Annotated in this window: 18 protein-coding genes; 6 read left to right on the top strand and 12 right to left on the bottom strand. The window is 64.7% G+C overall.

The window, feature by feature from the left end; translation table 11 throughout:
* Positions 1–14: 14 nt before the first annotated feature.
* Both flgB and H6935_03075 read right to left on the bottom strand, forming a co-directional pair.
* Complete coding sequence (flgB, locus tag H6935_03070) at positions 15–434, bottom strand: flagellar basal body rod protein FlgB (protein MCP5277324.1); 420 nt, start codon at positions 432–434, stop codon at positions 15–17.
* Between the two features lie 306 nt (positions 435–740).
* The gene (locus H6935_03075; protein ID MCP5277325.1) at positions 741–2,363 is read right to left on the bottom strand and encodes a diguanylate cyclase; all 1,623 of its coding nucleotides are present in this window, start codon (positions 2,361–2,363) and stop codon (positions 741–743) included.
* Between the two features lie 131 nt (positions 2,364–2,494).
* On the opposite strand from H6935_03075, the gene flgA reads away from it, so the two are divergent.
* The 4 genes from flgA (at position 2,495) to H6935_03095 (ending at position 4,249) form a co-directional block, all read left to right on the top strand.
* Entirely contained in the window at positions 2,495–3,139 is a 645-nt protein-coding gene (gene flgA, locus H6935_03080; protein ID MCP5277326.1) for a flagellar basal body P-ring formation protein FlgA, read from the top strand.
* Positions 3,140–3,276: 137 nt separating this feature from the next.
* Complete coding sequence (flgM, locus tag H6935_03085) at positions 3,277–3,588, top strand: flagellar biosynthesis anti-sigma factor FlgM (protein ID MCP5277327.1); 312 nt, start codon at positions 3,277–3,279, stop codon at positions 3,586–3,588.
* Positions 3,585–4,043, top strand: coding sequence for a flagellar export chaperone FlgN (gene flgN, locus H6935_03090; GenBank protein MCP5277328.1), 459 nt, complete (start codon positions 3,585–3,587; stop codon positions 4,041–4,043). The genes flgM and flgN overlap by 4 nt, the downstream gene beginning before the upstream one ends.
* Positions 4,040–4,249 (top strand): heavy-metal-associated domain-containing protein, encoded by a 210-nt coding sequence (locus H6935_03095; protein MCP5277329.1) that lies wholly within the window; start codon positions 4,040–4,042, stop codon positions 4,247–4,249. Before flgN ends, H6935_03095 begins: the two co-directional genes overlap by 4 nt.
* Here H6935_03095 and H6935_03100 read toward each other — a convergent pair.
* Genes H6935_03100 through H6935_03120 form a run of 5 tightly spaced genes read right to left on the bottom strand, consistent with a single transcriptional unit; the run spans position 4,215 to position 9,016 of the window.
* Positions 4,215–5,147 carry a hypothetical protein gene (locus tag H6935_03100; protein MCP5277330.1) on the bottom strand — a complete coding sequence of 311 codons (933 nt, stop codon included), beginning with the start codon at positions 5,145–5,147 and terminating at the stop codon, positions 4,215–4,217. The two genes, H6935_03095 and H6935_03100, sit on opposite strands and share 35 nt — an antisense overlap.
* Before the next feature lie 32 nt (positions 5,148–5,179).
* The gene (locus H6935_03105) at positions 5,180–7,165 is read right to left on the bottom strand and encodes a TonB-dependent receptor (GenBank protein ID MCP5277331.1); all 1,986 of its coding nucleotides are present in this window, start codon (positions 7,163–7,165) and stop codon (positions 5,180–5,182) included.
* A 2-nt stretch (positions 7,166–7,167) separates the two neighbouring features.
* Positions 7,168–7,854 (bottom strand): DNA polymerase III subunit epsilon, encoded by a 687-nt coding sequence (gene dnaQ, locus H6935_03110; GenBank protein MCP5277332.1) that lies wholly within the window; start codon positions 7,852–7,854, stop codon positions 7,168–7,170.
* Positions 7,854–8,312, bottom strand: coding sequence for a ribonuclease HI (gene rnhA / locus H6935_03115; protein ID MCP5277333.1), 459 nt, complete (start codon positions 8,310–8,312; stop codon positions 7,854–7,856). Before rnhA ends, dnaQ begins: the two co-directional genes overlap by 1 nt.
* A gap of 8 nt (positions 8,313–8,320) precedes the next feature.
* Positions 8,321–9,016, bottom strand: coding sequence for a methyltransferase domain-containing protein (locus H6935_03120; GenBank protein ID MCP5277334.1), 696 nt, complete (start codon positions 9,014–9,016; stop codon positions 8,321–8,323).
* Between the two features lie 36 nt (positions 9,017–9,052).
* Here H6935_03120 and gloB point away from each other — a divergent pair, with 36 nt between their 5' ends.
* Both gloB and H6935_03130 read left to right on the top strand, forming a co-directional pair.
* On the top strand, positions 9,053–9,826 hold the full coding sequence (gene gloB, locus H6935_03125) for a hydroxyacylglutathione hydrolase (GenBank protein ID MCP5277335.1): 774 nt from the start codon (positions 9,053–9,055) through the stop codon (positions 9,824–9,826).
* Between the two features lie 119 nt (positions 9,827–9,945).
* Positions 9,946–11,256, top strand: a complete 1,311-nt coding sequence (locus H6935_03130; GenBank protein MCP5277336.1) for a transglycosylase SLT domain-containing protein — start codon at positions 9,946–9,948, stop codon at positions 11,254–11,256.
* A gap of 71 nt (positions 11,257–11,327) precedes the next feature.
* Here H6935_03130 and H6935_03135 read toward each other — a convergent pair whose 3' ends face one another.
* The 5 genes from H6935_03135 to H6935_03155 form a co-directional block, all read right to left on the bottom strand.
* The gene (locus H6935_03135) at positions 11,328–13,169 is read right to left on the bottom strand and encodes an ABC transporter ATP-binding protein (protein ID MCP5277337.1); all 1,842 of its coding nucleotides are present in this window, start codon (positions 13,167–13,169) and stop codon (positions 11,328–11,330) included.
* Entirely contained in the window at positions 13,166–14,320 is a 1,155-nt protein-coding gene (locus tag H6935_03140; GenBank protein MCP5277338.1) for an ABC transporter permease, read from the bottom strand. The genes H6935_03135 and H6935_03140 overlap by 4 nt, the downstream gene beginning before the upstream one ends.
* Before the next feature lie 91 nt (positions 14,321–14,411).
* A complete protein-coding gene (locus H6935_03145) occupies positions 14,412–15,389 on the bottom strand; it encodes an ABC transporter permease (protein ID MCP5277339.1) in 978 nt (325 codons plus the stop codon).
* Positions 15,383–17,500 (bottom strand): ABC transporter substrate-binding protein, encoded by a 2,118-nt coding sequence (locus H6935_03150; protein ID MCP5277340.1) that lies wholly within the window; start codon positions 17,498–17,500, stop codon positions 15,383–15,385. The genes H6935_03145 and H6935_03150 overlap by 7 nt, the downstream gene beginning before the upstream one ends.
* Positions 17,501–17,544: 44 nt before the next feature.
* Positions 17,545–18,837, bottom strand: coding sequence for an adenylosuccinate synthase (locus tag H6935_03155; GenBank protein MCP5277341.1), 1,293 nt, complete (start codon positions 18,835–18,837; stop codon positions 17,545–17,547).
* Between the last annotated feature and the right edge of the window lie 8 nt (positions 18,838–18,845).

The raw sequence follows: 18,845 nt of genomic DNA on the forward strand, positions 1-18,845 counted from the left end.
GGGCTCCCTCAGGACTATCTTTCCGACCCCACGGCCAGCTTCATGGTGCTGAAGGCGGCTGCGGCACGATCCAGCAGGAACTGGTAATGCAGGGCGTTGTCGGCGAAATGGGCCCGTTCCACGTCCAGGTCCACGGTGTTGCCATCCAGGCTGGGCTGCACCGCGGAACGGTACTTCATGCCGGCAGCCGCGCTGCTGCCAGCCCCGGCGCCGTCGAGATGGCCCGCATGGCTGCGCTGCATGGCCAGTGGACCGCCCAGGCCGCCGGCGGCACCCATGGCACTGCGCAGGGCGGAGGCGAAATCAAGGTCCCGGGCCTTGTAGTTGGGTGTATCGGCATTGGCCAGGTTGGACGCAAGCATCTCCTGCCGCCGCGCCCTGAGGTTCAGGGCGGACTGCACGAAGGCGATTTCCTTGTCGATCTTGTTCAGCATCCGGGCTCCGGGCCAAGAATTGGCAGCGTAGTACTAAGCCTGGGTGAGCAATTGGCGTGCCAGCGCAAGAATACGCGCTATCACATTGATTTATATTGGATGCGAATGCCCTTACAGGAAAACCGGCATGCGTGCCCGGCAAGTCGTGCCCGGTGCGGCAAAAGTTGCCGGGTAGTGGCGAGTGGCGAGTGGCGAGTGGCGAGTGGCGAACGGGGATGGGGGATGGGGGATGGGGGATGGGGAAAAGCGTATTCGCCCAGCAGCCTCCCCCTACTTCCTACTTCCTACTTCCTACTTACCAAACACCTACCCCATCTCCACCCGGTTGCGGCCGGATTGCTTGGCGCGGTACATGGCCGCATCGGCCCGGGCGACGATGGCGGTGCTGCCCTCCTCCCCCTGGCGCTCCGCGACGCCGGCGCTGAAGGTGATGAGCACCCGTTCGTTGTCATGCAGGAAGAATTGCTTGGTCAGGGCCCGTTGCACGCGCTTGAGCACTTCCGCTGCCTCTTCCAAGCCCGTATTGGGAAGTAGGATGAGAAACTCCTCGCCGCCGTAACGGGCCAGGGTATCCGTGGGCCGCAACAGGGCCTTCACCACCTGGGCCAGATGGCGCAGGGCCTCGTCGCCGGCCTGGTGGCCCAGGGTGTCGTTGAGCTTCTTGAAGTGGTCGATGTCCAGCAGGCCGACGGAGAGGCGGGCATCCATCCGCTCGGACCGGGCCAGTTCCCGCGCCAGAGCCTCTTCCATGCCGCGACGGTTCAGGGCGCCAGTGAGCTGGTCTTCCCGCAGGAGGTTGGAGACCTGGGCGAGTTCCAGTTCGAGTTCGTGGACCCGGGCCTGGGCGTCTTCCGCCTGCCCCCGGGCGGCCACCAGTTCCGCGTGGCTCTTGCCCAGGGCATCCCTCAGGCTGGTCACATCGGCGGACAGGCCTTCCACCACATCCCCCAGCTCGGTGATGTCCGAGGCCTGGCTGATCCTTTCCGAATACTCTCCGATGCGGGCATGGTAGCCGTCGGTGCTGCGGCTCATTTCGCCGATGTGGTCGATGAAGGTGGTGATGAGGGTCTTCAGCTTGGCCTTGGCCTCGTCCAGGCTGCCCTTGATCACCCCCTGCTTGTAGGCCAGTTCCCGCAGGCTGCGTTCCGCCTCCAGCAATGCCTCGGCCTGGAGGTCACCCGCCATGACGTTCTGCATGGCGGCCAGTTGGCCCGAGAGCCAGGCCTCGTCTCCCACCAGTTCGCCGATGTTCAGAAACAGCAGGCCCACCAGGCGCTTCAGTCCTGCGGACAACTCGTGGTCATCCTCGGCCCGCATGAGGATCTCCCGCCACAGGGCAGACCAGGACTCGAACTGCTCGGGCGAGAGTGCGCTCAGTCCGGACAGGGATCGCGACAGGGCGCCGGCCCGCTGGGCCAGTTCGGGCCAGATGGGGTCACAGGTGTCCGCCAGTTGCCGCAGGTGGTCGGCCAGGGTGCTGACCAGGGCCGGGGCGTCCGAAGCGGGAGCCCCGGCCTCGACGGGCCCAGCTGCTGCGTCCGGCGGTTCGGGCACCGCGTCATCAAACAGGTTTTCCGCCGTGCCACTGCCTGCCCAGGAGTGGGTCAGGGCCGTGAGTTTTTCATGCAGCAGCGGACTGTTGTTGCCGAAGTTGATCAGTACCCGCTCCAGCATTTCCCGCTTGCGGGTCTGGGTCAGGCCCGCCTGACGGCTATCCCATTGCTTGACCAGCCCGCGCATCAGCGTCGCCCAGTTGGCCTCGGGCCTGGTTTCCGTCCCGTCGATGTCATCTACCGTGACTTCCGCCTCCGCGCCCGCCACTTCCCGGTAGGCACGCTGGAAATTTTCCGGCGTGGGCGGCTTGCGGCGGGAGGCCAGCAGGCGGATGGCTTCTCGGGCGATTTCGGCGGGTTGGGTAGGCCTGTCCATGGCAGTCTCGGTAAACTTTGTCGCAATTTAAGCGTCTTGTACCCATATGCGCCATAGCCACTCCTCGCCCCATGCCCCTTCCTGATACCCGCCCCCCCCTCTGGCTGTTCTCATTTTTGGCGTTGCTGGCCATGCCCCCCGCCCAGGCCGAAGGCAAGCCTGTCCAGGCCTGGCGCCAGGACGCAGGCGCCTGGCTGGCCCGGCAGGTGGAACAGGCCTTTCCCGACGCCCTGGCCCGGGTTGAGCTGGGCCCCCTGGACAGCCGGCTGCGACTTGGCCCCTGCGCGGAGGCCAGGTTCTTCCTGCCCGCGGGCGCACGCCTGTGGAGCGGAGGGTCGCTGGGCATGAAATGCATTGCCCCGGCCACGTGGTCCCTGTATCTCACCTATCAGGTTCAGCTCACCGGCCCCGCCCTCACGGCACGGCAACCCCTGCCAGCCCGTCACCTGCTGGGCCCGGAGGACGTTACGCTGGCCAATGTGCGCTACGAACAGGACCCCGGTGCCTACGTCAGGGAGGTCCCCCCGGGTTCCACCACCCAAAGGCCCATGAACGCCGCCCAGCCGATCCTCATCCACGACCTGATCCTGCCCAACGTCATCCAGGCCGGGTCCAAGGTAAGGGTGCGGGTCCAGGGTACGGGCTTCAGCGTCTCCCAGGAAGGCAAGGCCCTCAATGCCGCCCAGGCCGGCGGTTCCGTGCAGGTGAAAATGCCCACGGGCCGCATCGTGCGCGGCATGGCCACACCCTCGGGCGATGTGGAAATCCGCCCTTGAGCTTTTCCGCCCTGGCCCTTTGGGCCGGGCCACCCTGGCAGCCGCCTGGGGTACCTCTCTCGCCAAGATGTTCAAACCGGGTTAAAGGATTAGGCCCGGCTGCCGATATGTATTCAGGCTACTAGGGGGAACAGCCAATGAAAATCGACAACTCAATGAAAGCTGAGGCACCGCCCCGGGTGAAGGAAGCCAGGGGCGGTAAAGGTCGTGCCACCACCAGCCCGACCCGACAGCTAGGAGTTCATGATCAAGTGGAACTGACCGGTGAAGCAGGCAAGTTGAGAGACTTGGAAAACCGTCTGGCCGAGCTGGAAATCTCGGACCCGGAAAAAGTTGCGTCCATTCGCCAGGCCATCGCGGACGGCACCTTCAAGGTTGATGACGAAGCCGTGGCCGAAGGGCTCATCAACGAGACCATCGAGCATTTGCGAAGCATGAACAACCGATGATCGGCAACCTGGAGAATGCGCTGGCCCAGTTGGAACAAACCCTGGGGACTTTCTGCCAGTTCCTGGAGGAGGAAGCCATGGCGCTGGCTGGCCAGGATGCGGAGAAGCTGGCGGCCATGTTGCCCAGGCGGGATGAAACGCATCGCATGCTGGCGACCCATTGGCTGCGGTTGGCGAAGCTGGCGGGTACGGATAATCCGCAAGGCCTGGCCGACCTGAGGCAGCGACTATTCGGCCAGGCGCCTCCTCCCCAGGCCTGGCTGCGACTGGAGGAACTGGTCCATGCATCGGATCGCCTGAACAAGGTCAACGGCCGCCTCATGGAGGAACAGATGCGGCGCACCCAGGTGGCACTTCAGATCCTGCAACACTCGGTGACCAGTCGGGGCGTGTACGACGCCGGCGGCAGGCTCACCGATTTCCTCAACCAGAACAGACGGATAGACAGCGCATGAACACCCTGACCCTGACCGTAGGCGGCATGAGCTGCATGGGCTGCGTCAACAGCGTCAAGAACCTGGTCTCCGCCCTGCCCGGCATCGCTTCCATTCAGGTGGACTTGGCCACGGGTCGCGTCGATGTAAGCCATGACCCCTCCCTGTGTGACAGGGAGGCCATTTCACGGGCTATTCAGGACGGCGGGTACCAGGTGGTGGGCTAGCCCCCAGTTGTCTGGCCACCTCGGTCTCCGGCGGCAGGGACAGGCCGAGGGATCGCGCCACGTAATGGTTGATCCCCAGGGAGAACTCCGAGGCATGCTGGGGGCCTGGCAATTGCCGCTCCCCGAGCCAGCGCCGGGCCATGCTGTTGCCCTGTCGGCCTATCTGCTCCGGGGTGGAAAAGACTGCCGCCACGGTACCTGACTTGACCAGGCCGGGAGAAAAACCCAGCACCGGTACGCGCAACCTGTAACTGGCCAGGAGCAGGCTCTGGATGTTCGCCGGATTAAGCACCACCGCATCCGGCAACAGCAACAGCGCGTCGATGTTGGCCAGGGCGCGGCGCAAGGCCGGCCCCACCTCGCCAGCCTCATCCACTGTTGTCGCGCTCAAAGCCAGCTCCCGGCGTAAGGCTTCCGATTTCAGAGTTCCCAGGGAACCTTCGTTTTCGCGGGAGACGATCACACCGAGCCGCCTGCGTTGGGGCATCAATGTCTCCAGCAGGGATAAGCTGCGTTCCAGAGGCTGGTCGATATATACAAAGGACAACCTGCCCGGAACGAGCGCGTCCGGCCAGCGCAACTTGTCCATGGTTATCCGCGGCACCATCAGGGCCAAAACAGCCCCGTGACCCCCATGGCTGGAGGCCACGAGGCGGGCCGCCTTCAAGCCGACGGGAACGATCAGGTTTTCATCGCTGGATATGCTCTTTATCCACTCGGCGCTCACCTCCCCGACATCACGGGTCACAATCCGGTGATCCTTGCCAAGCCCCTCGCGAAATTCATTGGCCGCGTCTTCATAGACAGCGTCCGTGCCGCTGAGAAGCAGATAGATATGCCCCTCCGCCATGGCGCCCCATGACACCAGCGCAAGGAGAAAAGCGAAAACCCAGCGCACCAGCTGGTCTCCCCCTTCGTAGACGCGGGCGACTAGAAATCCACTTTGAAATGGACGTAGCCGCGGGTGTCGAATCGGTTGTCAGGATCCGGAGAGAACTCAAGATAGCTGTCGCCGACGTTCTCCACGCCTAGCGCCAGTTGAGCCTGAGCCGTCCCCAGGTTGAAGCCCTTGGCCAGGCGTGCGTCCCATCTCCTCGAGGCGGGAAGGGGATCCTGCCCGATGGGCTCGAAGGCGGAGGTCCAGTAATGCGACAGCGTGAAGCCTATGTCTCCGGACAAAGTCTGCATGAAGTGCACTCCCGCAAGGTGTGATGGGGAATATCGCTTCTCGTCGAAGTTGCTGTCGATACGTAAAAAGGCATAGTTCGCGAGGATCTGCGTACTATTTCGAGGCTGCCACTTGACCTGTAGTTCCATGCCTTCCTGGATAGTCCTGCCGATATTGAAGAAATCCCGGTAGATCACGCCGGGTACACGCTCAGCGCTGATGTAGTCGCTGACCCGCTCGCGGAACACCCTTGCATCCAGGGAGAGGCCCTGGCCTGGCCAGTTGCCCAGATACGATATGTCGTAGCTGAGAACTTCCTCGGGTTCAGCGGCGCCGCTGGAAAGGAACAGGGAGCCCAGCTTGAAGAACTGGACCCCGTTGGCGGCCAGCAACGAAAAATTCGTGTCCGCCCTGGACTCGAACAACACGGGGTTGCGATACGCCCTTGAGACGCCAAACCGGACCGTATGGCGCGGATCCGGCTGCCAGTTCAGGGCAACGCGGGGAGAGAGCTTGCCCCCCACCAGTTCATAGTCCTCCCAGAACGCGCCGGCATTCAGCAGCCAGGACCGGGAAAGCCGCTGTTCAAGGTGAGCGAACACGCCCCAGGAATTCACTTCCAGCCATTCGCGGGTATTGAAATAAATTTCCGATCTGACGGAATCCCGGCGCAGGTAGGCGCCGACCGAGGTGCGCTGGCCCGGACCCAACTGGGCATCCCACTCCCCTTCGATGTGCAGTCGCCGGGACGCCAGGTCCGATTCGTAGTAGCTGCCGGCGGGAATGTTGAGCGCGATCAGCGGCGCGGCGGACAGTAGGAAATTGCCGGCACGCAAAGGCACATCGGCTTCGGAAGCCTCTTCGGCGAAATACAGCTTCAAGGACAGTTGCTGGTCTTCTCCCAGGGTTCGCTGGTAATCGCCCTGAACGTAGGCGTTCTCCACGTCCTGCCAGTGGGGCTGGTCCAGGGCATCCAGGATGGTGATGCCTGTTGCCACCTCCCCGTCGCCCCGCCTCCCCTGCAGCAGTCCGGCCTGGAGGCCCAAGGAACTGGCGCCGTCGATGCGGAGGTTGCCCCGGTAATTGATGACCTTGGAGACGGCGTCATCATGCTGGGTGCGGAATCCGCCGTCCTCGCGAGTGCCCAGGGTCAGGCGATGGCTGAACGTGTCCCCGCCGCCGGCCCAGCGGAACCAGGCCTCGCCCAGGCTGTGGTCGCCGGTAATGAGGTGCAGCATGGGTCCCGAGACATCGTCCGGGTGCCGGGTGATGATGTTGATCACCCCGGTAAGGGCATTGGCCCCGAAGGTGGCTGCATTGGGACCCCGCACCACCTCGATGCGCTCGATATCGTCGATGGACAGGGGCAAGGTGTCCCAACGCACACCGCCGATGCTGGGCAGATACACGGAACGGCCATCCACAAGCACCTGCATGCGGCGGGCGAACTCGTCCGCCATGGTATGGGTGACGTTATGGAACCAGCCCTTGGAATGGCCCACGTACATGCCGGGCACCAGACGGAACAGGTCGGATATCCTGGTGTAGCCACTGGCCTCGATGGTGGCGCGGTCCAGCACCGTGATGGCATTGGGCGCATCCATGATGGGCTGGTCCAGGCGGCTTGCGCTCAGCACCCGCATTTCTCCCGTGCCCAGGAAATCCAGTTCGGAAAGTTCCTTGGCCACGGCATGATGCATGGCCAGGCACGATAGCAGCCATACGCAGCCGGCTTGCATGATCTTCATCTTCACCACTCCTTTACCTCCCCACATGCCTTGCCAAGGGCGGCCAGGTAGTCGGCATGGGCGGCCAATTCCCCGGCCGATGGGCGCAGGACCCTGAGCCGCCCCCGCCTGACCGGCCTTATCGCTGCCTGGAACCGCTCCCCTGGCTGGTCCAGCGCATCGATGCCGAGGGTTTCCTGGCCCCGGGTCATGGACAGGTAAACCTCGGCCAGCAACTGGGCATCCAGGAGGGCCCCGTGGAAATTCCGCCCCGAGTTGTCCACCTGATAGCGCTTGCACAGGGCGTCCAGATTGTTCTTCTGCCCCGGATGGATTTCCTTCGCCAGCTTAAGGGTGTCCAGGACGCCGCAAATATGGGTCAGGGGGGATTCATCCAGCCGCTTCAGTTCGGCATTCAGGAATCCCACATCGAAGGGGGCGTTGTGGATGACCAGCTCCGCGCCGTGCACGAAATCCAGGAATTCGGCCGAAACATCCGCGAAGCGCGGCTTGTCCGCCAGGAATTCGTTGGTGATGCCGTGCACCGCCGCCGCGCCCGCATCGATGGCCCGATCGGGGTTCAGGTAGACGTGGAAGGTGCCGCCGGTCGAACGGCGGTTGAGCAGTTCCACGGCACCGATTTCAATCACCCGGTGTCCCAGGGCGGGATCCAGGCCCGTGGTTTCCGTGTCCAGAACCACCTGACGCATCAACGTGTCCTTTCCATGATCTGACGCACACCTTCATTGGCCAGCGCGTCCGCCCGTTCGTTCTCGACATGGCCGGCATGCCCCTTCACCCAATGCCATTCCACCTCATGTCGGCCCGCCTCCCGCTGGAGGGCCTGCCACAGGTCCTTGTTCTTCACCGTTCCACCGCCCGCGGTTTTCCAGCCCCGCCGGACCCAATTGGGCAACCACTCGGATATGCCCTTCTGCACATACTGGGAATCGGTGTGCACCCTCACGCGGCAGGTCCGGTTCAGGGCCTTCAGCCCCTCGATGACGGCAAGGAGCTCCATGCGGTTGTTGGTGGTGTCACCTTCCCCGCCGCAAAGGGTCTTCTCGTGGTCGGCGTAGCGCATCAGCACGCCCCACCCCCCCACGCCCGGGTTTCCCTTGCAGGCCCCGTCGGTATAGAGGTCCACCACCTTGATGCTGTCTGTCATGGCTGCCTTCATTGTGCAGTGTTGCGGGGAGTGGCTGCCCATGCTGGCCGGGCCAGCCACTTGCCATCCCACTTGGGTTCGATCAGGCGCATGCCGCGCACCCGCTTCACGCCATGGAGCAGGTACACCCCCCCGCCCAGGGCCCACCATCGATCTCCGGCCGCTTCGAGAAAGGCGAACCTGTCAATCCAGGTGGCCCGGTCCATGGGAGGCGCATAGCAGGCCATGCGCCCGCCAACGATGTCGAAGCCCAGCAGGGCCAGCCAGTCCTTCAGTCTGGCCAGATGGATGAATCGCCCGTTCCAGGGCCACTCCGCATCCTGGCCGCTCAACACCCGCCGCAGACCCCACAGGCTGAAGGGGTTGAACCCGGCGATGAGCACCCGCCCCTCCGGGCGCAGGACACGCTCCACTTCCCGCAGCAGTTCGTGGGGATGGGGGGAAAACTCAAGCTGGTGGGGCAAGGCCACCAGGTCCAGGCTCTGGCTGGCGAGGGGCAACTGTTCCGGATGGCAAACCAGCGCCCCCTGCCGCGGGCCGGCGCAGAACCGGTAGGGCATGCGGTTGGCCCGCAGGTAATCCTCGCCGGCATGGCCCAGCTGCATGGCGTTGAAGCCGAACAGGTCGGCGCTGACGCTGTCGAACCAGGCCATTTCCCTAGCCAGGACATAGCGACCCACATCACTTTCGAACCAGGCCTGCATAGAATGGAATATCGCCCAAGCAAAGATGAGTCAACGATGCAAATTACGCCCGTGCCGGCCTTTCGTGACAACTATGTATGGGTGATCCACGACCACGTGGGGTCGGATCACCTGGCCGTGTTGGTGGACCCGGGCGAACCGGAGGCGATTCTATCTTGGCTTGAATCCCAGGGGGCGACACCTGTGGCCGTGCTGGTCACCCATCACCATAATGACCACACGGGGGCCCTGCCCGCCCTGGCTGGGCGCTGGTCCATGCCCGTGTACGGCCCGGGCAAGGAAGACATCGTCGGGGTGACCCATCCGGTGAGCGAGGGAAGCGTGGTGGACATCCACCGGCTTGGACTGTCCTTAAGCGTCCTGGAAACCCCTGGGCACACCCGGGGGCATGTCTGCTACGTTGGCCATGGCCACCTTTTCTGCGGCGATACCCTGTTTTCCTGCGGTTGCGGCCGGCTGTTCGAAGGGACCGCGGCGCAAATGCATGCCTCCCTGCAACGCCTGGCCCGGTTGCCGCCGGACACCCTGGTGCACTGCGCCCACGAGTACACACTGCCCAACATCGGCTTCGCCAGGGAAGTTGAAGAGGACAACGCCGCCCTGGAAGCCCGCTATGGCCAAGCCCGGCAAATGCGAAGGTCAGGACAACCCACCCTGCCCGTTTCCATCGCCCAGGAACTGGCCACCAATCCCTTCCTGCGTTGCCACCTGCCAGGCGTACGTGTTGCAATTTCGCACCACACCGGACTGCCCGCAAACACCGACATAGAGGCGTTTGCCAGCCTGCGCCGCTGGAAGGACAGCTACTGAATCTTCGTATTTCACGAAATCATATTTGCCAAAAGTGGTTAAAGTCCTTGGTCGCTCCAGGGGGGGCGCGGTAAAATTTCATTGTTTTCAATATTTTGCGATCACGCACCCAACCGCCCATGAAGCATTGGCTGACCGCAAGCCTGCTGAGCCTGGCACTGACCTGGGCCAGCCAGCCCCTCCGGGCCGAGGAAGTTCACACTCCCGCCCTCAAGATCAGCTACGCCATGGCGGGCGCTCCGATACCCGGTCAGGGCAACGTCCAGGATCTTTGGGATCGCATCCGGGCCGGCTTCCAGCTGCCTGAATCCAGCCCCGGGCTGATACGTACCCACGAGCAGTGGTTCGCCAACCATCCGGGTCATCTGGAGCGGGCCGCTGAACGCAGCAGACCTTACCTGTATCACATCGTCGATGAGGTGCAGAAGCGCGGCATGCCCATGGAGATCGCCCTGCTGCCCATGATCGAATCGGCCTTCAACCCCATGGCCCAGTCCCCCCAGAAGGCGTCAGGCATCTGGCAGTTCATCCCCTCCACCGGCAAGGTATTCGGGCTGCGCCAGAACGGCTGGTATGACGGGCGCCGCGACGTGGTGGAAGCCACTCAGGCGGCCCTGGACTACCTGGAGAAACTCCACGGCATGTTTGGCGACTGGGAACTGGCCCTGGCCGCCTACAACTGCGGCGAAGGCTGCGTGCAGCGCGCCATGACCCGAAGCGGCGGCAAGAATTTCGCCAGCCTGCGGCTGCCCACGGAAACCCGCCACTACGTGCCCAAGCTGGTGGCCGTTCGCAACATCGTCCTGGACCCGGTCAACTACGGTATCCAACTGGACCCCATGGCCAACGAGCCCTATTTCATGCCCGTGAACCTCAAGCGGCCCATAGAGGCCCGCACGGCCGCCAGGCTAGCGGAAATGAGCGTGGACGAGTTCGCCGCCCTGAACCCCGGCTTCCAGCGCCGGGTCATCCACACCGATACCCGGGGCGTGTTGTTGCTGCCGGCGGACAGGGTGGAAACCTTCCAGTTCAACCTGCATCGCCAGGGCCTGGACAAGGGCACCCTGCAGCCCTATGCCGCCCTCAAGGGGGAAAGCGTCGCCCGCATCGCCCAGAAATTCAACGTGACCGTGGAGTGGCTGAAGGAGCACAACCCCATCAAGCCCGCCCGGGGCAAGCTGACCAAGACCCAGGAACTGGTGGTCCCCAAGGTGGCCATCTCGAAAACGCCCCCCAAGGCGCGGGTGTCCGCCAAGGCCGGCAAGCAGCCCATCGCCCTGCGCAAGCACACCGTGCGCAAGGGGGAGACCCTGGGCAAGCTGGCCCGCCTGTACGACGTGGAAGTGGCGGACATCCAGCGCCTGAATGACCTGGACGAGCGGATCAGCCCAGGCATGGAACTGGACATCCCCGCCAGCGCGGCGGGATAACAGGCCGGCCGGGCGCCCAGGCCCTTGCCTAAGCTTCGCCTAGGCCCAGTTGACCCGGAGCGGAGGACTGCTTAGCCCATCCGCCCCCTGCCCGGCACCGCATCCAGCAACTGCCGGGTGTAGTACGAGGACGGCTGCGTCAACATCGCTTCGGTCTCCCCCTGTTCCAGTATCCGCCCCTGGCGCATGACCGCCACCCTGTGAGCCAGATAGCCCACCACCGAGAGGTTGTGGGTGATGAACAGGTAGGCCAGGCCGCTCCGGGCCTGGATATCAGCCAGCAGGTTGAGGATCTGGGCCTGGACCGACACGTCCAGGGCGCTGGTGGGCTCGTCCAGGATCAGCAGCTTGGGTTCCACCGCCAGGGCCCGGGCGATGGCGATGCGCTGGCGCTGCCCCCCCGAGAACTCGTGGGGATAGCGCCCCGTGGCTTCCAGGGGCAGTCCCACCCGCTCCAGCAGGGAGGCCACTCGCTCCGCCCGGGCCCTGGCGCCCAGTTCCGGCATCAGGGCGGCCATGCCCTCCTCCAGAATGGCCCCCACCTTCATGCGCGGGTTGAGGCTGGAGAAGGGATCCTGGAACACGATCTGCATGTCCCGTCGCTTGCGCCGCAGGACTTCGCCCTTCATGTCCCCCAGATTTTCGCCCGTCAGCCTCACCTCGCCGGAGGTGGGCTCCGTCAGCCGCAGCACGGCCCTGGCCAGAGTGGTCTTGCCACAACCCGACTCACCCACCAGGGCCAGGGTCTCCCCGGCAGCTATTGATAGGCTGACCCCGTCCACGGCCCGGAAGTGGTCCACGGTACGGCGAAGCAGGCCCCTGCGAAGGGGGAAGTGCACCGCAAGATCGGCTATCTCCAGGACAGGAACCTTGTCCAGGGACAAATCCCGCGGGAGTCCCCCGGGCGGCTCGGGCAAACGTGCCTTGGCCTCGCTGCGGGCCAGGCCCTCTTCGGCCAGATGGCAGCGGGAAAAGTGTCCCGGCTCTACCTCATGCCAGCCGGGGACCTCCGTGCCGCAACGTGGGAACACCTGGGGGCAGCGGTCCGCGAAGCGGCAGCCCGGCAATTCCGCGTCCGGGCTGGGCACCCGCCCCGGCAGGCTGTCCAGTCGCTGGCCTCGCCGGTCCAGGCGGGGCAGCACGGCGAACAGCTTCTGTGTGTAGGGGTGCCGCGGCGCCTTGTACAGCTGGTCCCGTGACGCCCATTCAACGATCTGGCCGGCGTACATGACAGCCACCCGGTCCGCCATGTCGGACGCCACGTCCAGGTCGTGGGTGATGAGCAACAGCCCCATGCCCCGTTCCTGCTGCAGCTGCTTCAGCAGCTTGAGGATCTGGGCCTGGACAGAGACGTCCAGGGCGGTGGTGGGCTCGTCGGCGATGAGCACCTCAGGCTCTCCCGCAAGCATCATGGCGATGAGGGCGCGTTGCCGCTGGCCACCGGAAAGCTGGAAGGGGTAGGACTCCAGCTTGCCGGCCTCCAGGCCCACGGCCTCCAGCAATACCGCCGCCTCGGCCAGGGCCGCCGGTCCAGACAGGCGGCGATGGGCGGCCAGGGCTTCCTGCATCTGTTCCGCCACGGTCATCACCGGGTTCAGGGAGGTCTGGGGCTCCTGGAAGATCATGGCCAGGCGCCCGCCCCTGACTTCGCGCATGCCGGTTTCCGGCAGGCCCAGGAGTTCTTCTCCTCCCAGGGCCACCTGGCCCGCCGTCACCCTCGCCGCCTCGGGCAGCAGGCGCATGAGGCCCAGAGCGGTCATGGACTTGCCGCAGCCGGACTCACCCAGCAGGGCCACGCACTCGTTGACCCCCACCCCGAAGCTGACTCCGTCCACGGGCACAAGCCGGCGGCCACCGGCGGCGATCTCCACCCGCAGGTTTTCAACGCTCAGGCCGGTGCGGGCTTCGCTCATGCCTTGCGCTCCGACTTGGGGTCCAGGGCCGTGCGCACCGCGTCGGCGAACAGGTTGGCGGCCAGCACCAGTACGAACATGAACACGAAGGCGGCGGCCAACTGCCACCAGACCACCGGTTCCCGGGCAAGCTCCAGGCGGGCACCGTTGATCATGTTGCCGAAGCTGTTCGTGGCCGGGTCCACGCCCACACCCACGTAGGACAGCACCGCTTCCGCCAGCACCAGACCGGAGAAGTCGATGACGGCGGTGATGATCACCAGGTGCATGACGTTGGGCAGCAGGTGGCGGGCCAGGATGCGGCCCCGGCGCACGCCGAAGGCCTGGGCGGCCTGGACGAATTCCAGTTCCCGCAATTTCAGGGCCTCTCCCCGCAACAGACGGGCCAGGCCCGTCCAGCCCGTGAGCCCCAGAATGGCGCACAGGGCCAGCAGGCGGACGTCGGCCCGGGCGGCGGCGGTGTCGAAGAGTTCCGGCCGGGCTTCGATCTGGGCCTGCACCACCAGCACGGCGGCGGCGATGAGAAGCACGCCGGGGATGGAGTTGAGGGTGGTGTAGAGGTACTGGATCACGTCGTCCACCCGGCCGCCGAAGTAGCCGGCGGCAATGCCCAGGCCGATGGCGAAGGGCAGCATGATCAGAGTGGTGAGGGTGCCTATGAGCAGGCCCGTGCGGATGCTCTTGAGGGACAGGTAGAGCACGTCCTGGCCCACCTTGTCCGTGCCCAGCAGGTGGGTGCCCGGATATTGCAGGGGTGGATAGTCCCTCACCTCCTGCCCGTCCGGGCCCTTCACGCTTTCCTTGACGTAGAGATGGGTGGCCAGGGGGGCGGAATAGGTCTTCTCGGTGCGGGTGCGCAGGTCGGAGAGCAACCAGTCCAGCACGGAGAGGACTTCGCCGGAATATTGCGCCGTGGGGTTCGCCGCCCCGGGTTCGTCCGGCAACCGCTCCTGGTAGTGCAGGGAGTCCAGCAGGCCCACCGCCAGGAACAGCGACAGCACCAGGGCACTGCCCGCACCCAGGCGTGACTTCATCACCTGGCGCCAGGGATCACGGAACCAGTCCTGGTGGCGCATGCTCCAGGCCATGGCCGCCACCCCCGCCAGGAGAAGGAGCAGAAGGGCGTCGGACCAGAGGATGACGGGTTTCATGGGGGGAGTAGGAAGTGGGGAGAAGTGAGTAGGCAGGGTGGGGCGTGGTTTTCCCGCAGCCCACCCCCCATTCCCCACTCCCGGAAGTTATTCATTCCAACCTCACCCTGGGATCCACCAGCGTGTAGGAGATATCCGTGAGCACCAGCCCGACGATGTACAGCACGGAGCCCAGGAACACCATGGAGCGGACGATGGCAAAGTCCTGGGCCTGGATGGCGTCGATGGTGTAGCTGCCCAGGCCGGGAATGCCGAAGAAGGACTCGATGATCAGGCTGCCCAGGAACAGGCGGGGGATCACCACCACCACTCCGGTGAGGATGGGGATCATGGCGTTGGACAGCACGTGGCGGAACAGCACCCGCAGGTCGGACAGGCCCTTGGCCCGGGCAGTACGCACGTAATCCTTGCCCATCTCCTCCAGGAACAGGGCACGGTAGAAACGTGTGGAGTCGCCGATGCCGGCTACCAGCCCCACCACCACAGGCATGAACAGGAATTTCCAGGCATCGATGCCGGGCTGCCAGCCGGAGATGGGGAACCAGTGCCACAGCTTGCCCATGAGGTACTGTCCGCCGATGACGTAGAACAGGCCGGAAATGGACATTAGGGCCACGCACAGGATCACGCCTCCCGTGTCCAGGGCCGTGCCCCGGAAAAAGGCCAGCAGCAGGGCAAAGCTGACATAGCACAACACCCCCACGAGGAAGGTGGGCAGGGCGATGGCCAGGGAAGGCCACATGCGGTTGCCGATCTCCCGGCCTATGTCGCGGCCATCGTCCGCCATGCCGAAATCGAAGGCAAACAGCTTCAGGGACTTGTCCACGAACAGGGTGTCCGTCACCTGCCCAGCCCCCTGGGCCTGGCGGTTCAGGAACAGGGGGCGGTCATAGCCATGTTCCGCCTTCCAGGCTGAGATGGCTTCAGGCGTCACCCGCTTGGCACCCAGGTGGATGCGGGCCATGTCGTCCGGAGTGTTCACCATGAAGAACAAGGCAAAGGTGAGCAGATTCACCCCAAGCAGGATGGGCACGGCGTAGAGAAGTCGGCGGATCAGGTAGTTCAGCATGCCGTCGCCTTCAGGCGTTTGCGGTAGGCCGCCACAGCAGGCCAGATCACGGCTGCGAGCAGGGCCACTGTCAATGCCAGGGGCCACCATACCGGCCTGTTCCACGCCGCCTGGTAGGCAGCCCGGGCGGCCCCGTCCACGCGCCGGTATTTGAGCTGGTTATGGGCCATGAGGTTGGGTTCCGCGTTGGCCACCCAGCCATGGCGCAGGCCAAAGCTCTTGGGGTAGAAGGCGAACACCCAGGGGGCGTCCTCCCGCGTGATCCTCACCATCTGGTCGATGACGACCTGGCGCTCTGGCCCATTCTCCATTTCCTTCATGCGCTCGAACAGCCGGTCGAAGGCCGAATTCTCGTAGTTGGCCGCATTCTCGCCGTTGCTGCCCACCTTCTTGTTGGGGCCATAGAGCAGGAAGAAGAAGTTCTCTGGGTCCGGGTAGTCCGCGTTCCAGCCCCATTCGAATAGCTGGGCGTTGCCCTTGAGCATCTTGTCCTGGAAGCGGTTGTAGTCCGTGGAGCGCACCACCAGCTGGATGCCCAGCCTGGCGAACTGCTTGCGGTACCAGTCCAGGCGTGACTTGGCCTCGGGGCCGCTGGCCATGGTGTCGAAATACAGGGTCAGAGGCTGCCCCGTGGCCGCCTCCCGGCCACCGGGATAGCCCGCCTGGGCCAGCAGTGCCTGGGCCTCGGCCAGGGGACGGCGCCGCGGCTGCCTGCCATCCCAGGTGTACACCACGGGATTGATACCCTCCTCGCCATCCCGCTGGCCGTAGATGCCGGGGGGCAAGGGCCCCTGGCCCGGCACGCCCCTGCCGTTGAGGAAGATGGAAATGAACTCTTCATAGTCCAGGGCGATGGATATGGCCTGGCGCAGTTTCCTGTTCCTCTCGGCCACCCCCCCCACCGTGGCATCCATCATGTTGAAGCCCAGGTACCAGTTGGACGCCCTCACGGTGGTGGTGAGCTGGATGCCCCGTTCACGCATGTCCGGCGTCAGGTCCGGGGTGCCGTCGGCACCGATGCGTATGGCCTGGTCGAAGCTGTCGGAACTGACCCCGGAGGCGTCGTAATAGCCCTGGAGGAACTTGTTCCAGTAGGGCACGTCCTCCTTTTCCAGGGAATAAACCACCTGGTCCACCATGGGCAGGCGTCGGCCCGCGTCCTGGTGGCCCGCCGGGAAGAAATCGTCGTGGTAATGAGGATTGCGCGCCAAGCGCATGACCCGGTTGGGATCGTTCTCTGCCAGGTAATAGGCCCCGGTGCCAACCGGTTGCCAGTCCAGGGTGAAATTCTTCTCCGCCATGCCCGGCTGGCGATAGAAGCGTTCCGCCTCCTTGGGCACCGGCGCGAAGAAAGGCATGGCCAGCCAGTACTGGAACTGGGGATACTTGCCGCGGATGCGGATGCGCCAGGTGTACTTGTCCACCACCTGGGCCCCGGGCAGTTCGAAGCGGTCCAGGTCGATGAAGCCGTCCCTGGGCACCTGCTTCGCCTCGGCGGCGATGGCCAGGGAAAACTCCTTCAAGCCAACGATGTATTCCGCCATGAGGCCCAGCAGCGGGGATTGCACCCGGGGGTCGGCCAGACGCCGTATCTGGAACACGTAGTCGGCGGCCTGCAGTTCCCGGGTATCGGTTTCCAGGAACTGGTCGAATCGGTCGATGGCCTCCAGTTCCACCGGATCCATGGGGATGTAGCGAGGCGTGCCGTCCGGCTTCCTGGCAAAGGCCGGGTGGGGCTGGTAGCGGATGCCCGGCTTCAGGCGCAGCTCATATTCCGTAAAGGCCAGGGCCGGATTGTCCGCCGCCACTTCCCTGCCCTGGGCATCCAGGTGCCGCACCCGGGGCATGGCCTCCAGGGTCAGGGGCTCCAGTTCGTAGGGCCGCTTGAGAAAATGGTACTGGAGGGCGGGCTCGTAGATGTTGCCGATGAAGACATACTCGTTCTCGCTATAGGAGCGGGCCGGATCCAGATGCTTGGGCCGTTCGGAAAAGGCGGAGAAGAGGACGGACTGGCCCGCCAGGCCCCCCGGATAGGGGCTGTTGGAAGGACCTGAGCAGGCGGAAAGGAATGCGGCGAGAAGAAGAAGCAGGAGGCGCACGACGGTTCGCATGGGCTGGGCCTGGGAACTGTCCTGACGCCTCCGCCGGGTGCCGTTTACTCGAAGGGATGCCGGCGCACGATGGTCTCTTCCCGGTCCGGGCCGGTGGAGATGATGTCGGCGGGCACGCCGCAGAGTTCTTCCATGCGCATCAGGTATTTCTGGGCGTTGGCGGGCAGTTCTTCAAAGGTTTTTACGCCCACGGTACTTTCCTTCCAGCCCGGGTGGTCCTCGTACACCGGCTCGCAATCGGCCAGCATTTCGGAGCCCACGGGGAGGATGTCGCAGACTTCGCCTCCCAGCTTGTAGCCGGTGGCGATGCGGATGGTGTCCATGCCGTCCAGCACGTCCAGCTTGGTGACGCACATGCCGGTGAGGCCGTTGATCTGGATGGCCCGCTTGAGGGCGGCGGCGTCGAACCAGCCGCAGCGGCGGGGCCGACCAGTGGTGGCACCGAACTCGTGGCCCTTCTCGGCCAGCCACTTGCCGTTGTCGTCGAACAGTTCCGTGGGGAAGGGCCCGGAGCCGACGCGGGTGGTATAGGCCTTGGTGATGCCCAGGATGTAGTGCATGGCGGAGGGGCCCATGCCGGAGCCGGTGGAGGCGCCGCCGGCGGTGCAGTTGGAGGAGGTGACGAAGGGATAGGTGCCGTGGTCGATGTCCAGCAGGGTGCCCTGGGCGCCTTCGAACAGCAGGTTCTCGCCCCGCTTGTTGGCTTCGTAGAGGTTGCGGGGCACGTCGCCGATCATGGGCTTGATCTTCTCGGCCAGTTCCATGGCCTGGTCCAGGGTCTGGTGGAAGTCCACGGTCTCCCACTTGAAGTAGTGCTTGAGCACGTAGTTGTGGTAGTCCAGCACCTCGCCCAGCTTGGCGGCGAAGCGCTCCCGGTGCAGCAGGTCCTGCATGCGGATTGCGCGGCGGGCGATCTTGTCCTCGTAGGCGGGGCCGATGCCTCGGCCGGTGGTGCCGATCTTGCCGGCGCCCTTGGCGGCTTCCCGGGCGTGGTCCAGGGCCACGTGGTGGGGCAGGATCAGGGGGCAGGCCTCGGAAATGGTGAGGCGGCTGGCCACATCGATCCCCCCCTTCTCCAGCATCTCCACTTCTTCCATGAGGGCCTCGGGAGAGCAGACCACGCCGTTGCCGATGTAGCAGCGCACACCTTCCCGCAGGATGCCGGAGGGGATCAGGTGCAACACGGTCTTCTTGCCGCCGATCACCAGGGTGTGGCCAGCGTTGTGGCCGCCCTGGAAACGCACCACACCCTGGGCGCGATCGGTAAGCCAGTCGACGATCTTGCCCTTGCCTTCGTCACCCCACTGGGTGCCGATCACCACAACGTTCTTGCTCATTTTGCTTC

Origin of the sequence: Thiobacillus sp., from assembly GCA_024235835.1 — a bacterium.
In the GTDB taxonomy this organism is placed as follows: domain Bacteria; phylum Pseudomonadota; class Gammaproteobacteria; order Burkholderiales; family Thiobacillaceae; genus PFJX01.

Coding starts and splice junctions, on each gene's coding strand:
- flgA (MCP5277326.1), top strand. CDS start 2,495: ATGCCCCCCGCCCAGGCCGAAGGCAAGCCTGTCCAGGCCTGGCGCCAG.
- H6935_03120 (MCP5277334.1), bottom strand. CDS start 9,016: ATGCAGGCCTGGTTCGAAAGTGATGTGGGTCGCTATGTCCTGGCTAGG.
- H6935_03145 (MCP5277339.1), bottom strand. CDS start 15,389: ATGCTGAACTACCTGATCCGCCGACTTCTCTACGCCGTGCCCATCCTG.
- rnhA (MCP5277333.1), bottom strand. CDS start 8,312: ATGACAGACAGCATCAAGGTGGTGGACCTCTATACCGACGGGGCCTGC.
- dnaQ (MCP5277332.1), bottom strand. CDS start 7,854: ATGCGTCAGGTGGTTCTGGACACGGAAACCACGGGCCTGGATCCCGCC.
- H6935_03150 (MCP5277340.1), bottom strand. CDS start 17,500: ATGCGAACCGTCGTGCGCCTCCTGCTTCTTCTTCTCGCCGCATTCCTT.
- flgM (MCP5277327.1), top strand. CDS start 3,277: ATGAAAATCGACAACTCAATGAAAGCTGAGGCACCGCCCCGGGTGAAG.
- gloB (MCP5277335.1), top strand. CDS start 9,053: ATGCAAATTACGCCCGTGCCGGCCTTTCGTGACAACTATGTATGGGTG.
- H6935_03130 (MCP5277336.1), top strand. CDS start 9,946: ATGAAGCATTGGCTGACCGCAAGCCTGCTGAGCCTGGCACTGACCTGG.
- flgN (MCP5277328.1), top strand. CDS start 3,585: ATGATCGGCAACCTGGAGAATGCGCTGGCCCAGTTGGAACAAACCCTG.
- H6935_03140 (MCP5277338.1), bottom strand. CDS start 14,320: ATGAAACCCGTCATCCTCTGGTCCGACGCCCTTCTGCTCCTTCTCCTG.
- flgB (MCP5277324.1), bottom strand. CDS start 434: ATGCTGAACAAGATCGACAAGGAAATCGCCTTCGTGCAGTCCGCCCTG.
- H6935_03105 (MCP5277331.1), bottom strand. CDS start 7,165: ATGAAGATCATGCAAGCCGGCTGCGTATGGCTGCTATCGTGCCTGGCC.
- H6935_03095 (MCP5277329.1), top strand. CDS start 4,040: ATGAACACCCTGACCCTGACCGTAGGCGGCATGAGCTGCATGGGCTGC.
- H6935_03135 (MCP5277337.1), bottom strand. CDS start 13,169: ATGAGCGAAGCCCGCACCGGCCTGAGCGTTGAAAACCTGCGGGTGGAG.
- H6935_03155 (MCP5277341.1), bottom strand. CDS start 18,837: ATGAGCAAGAACGTTGTGGTGATCGGCACCCAGTGGGGTGACGAAGGC.
- H6935_03075 (MCP5277325.1), bottom strand. CDS start 2,363: ATGGACAGGCCTACCCAACCCGCCGAAATCGCCCGAGAAGCCATCCGC.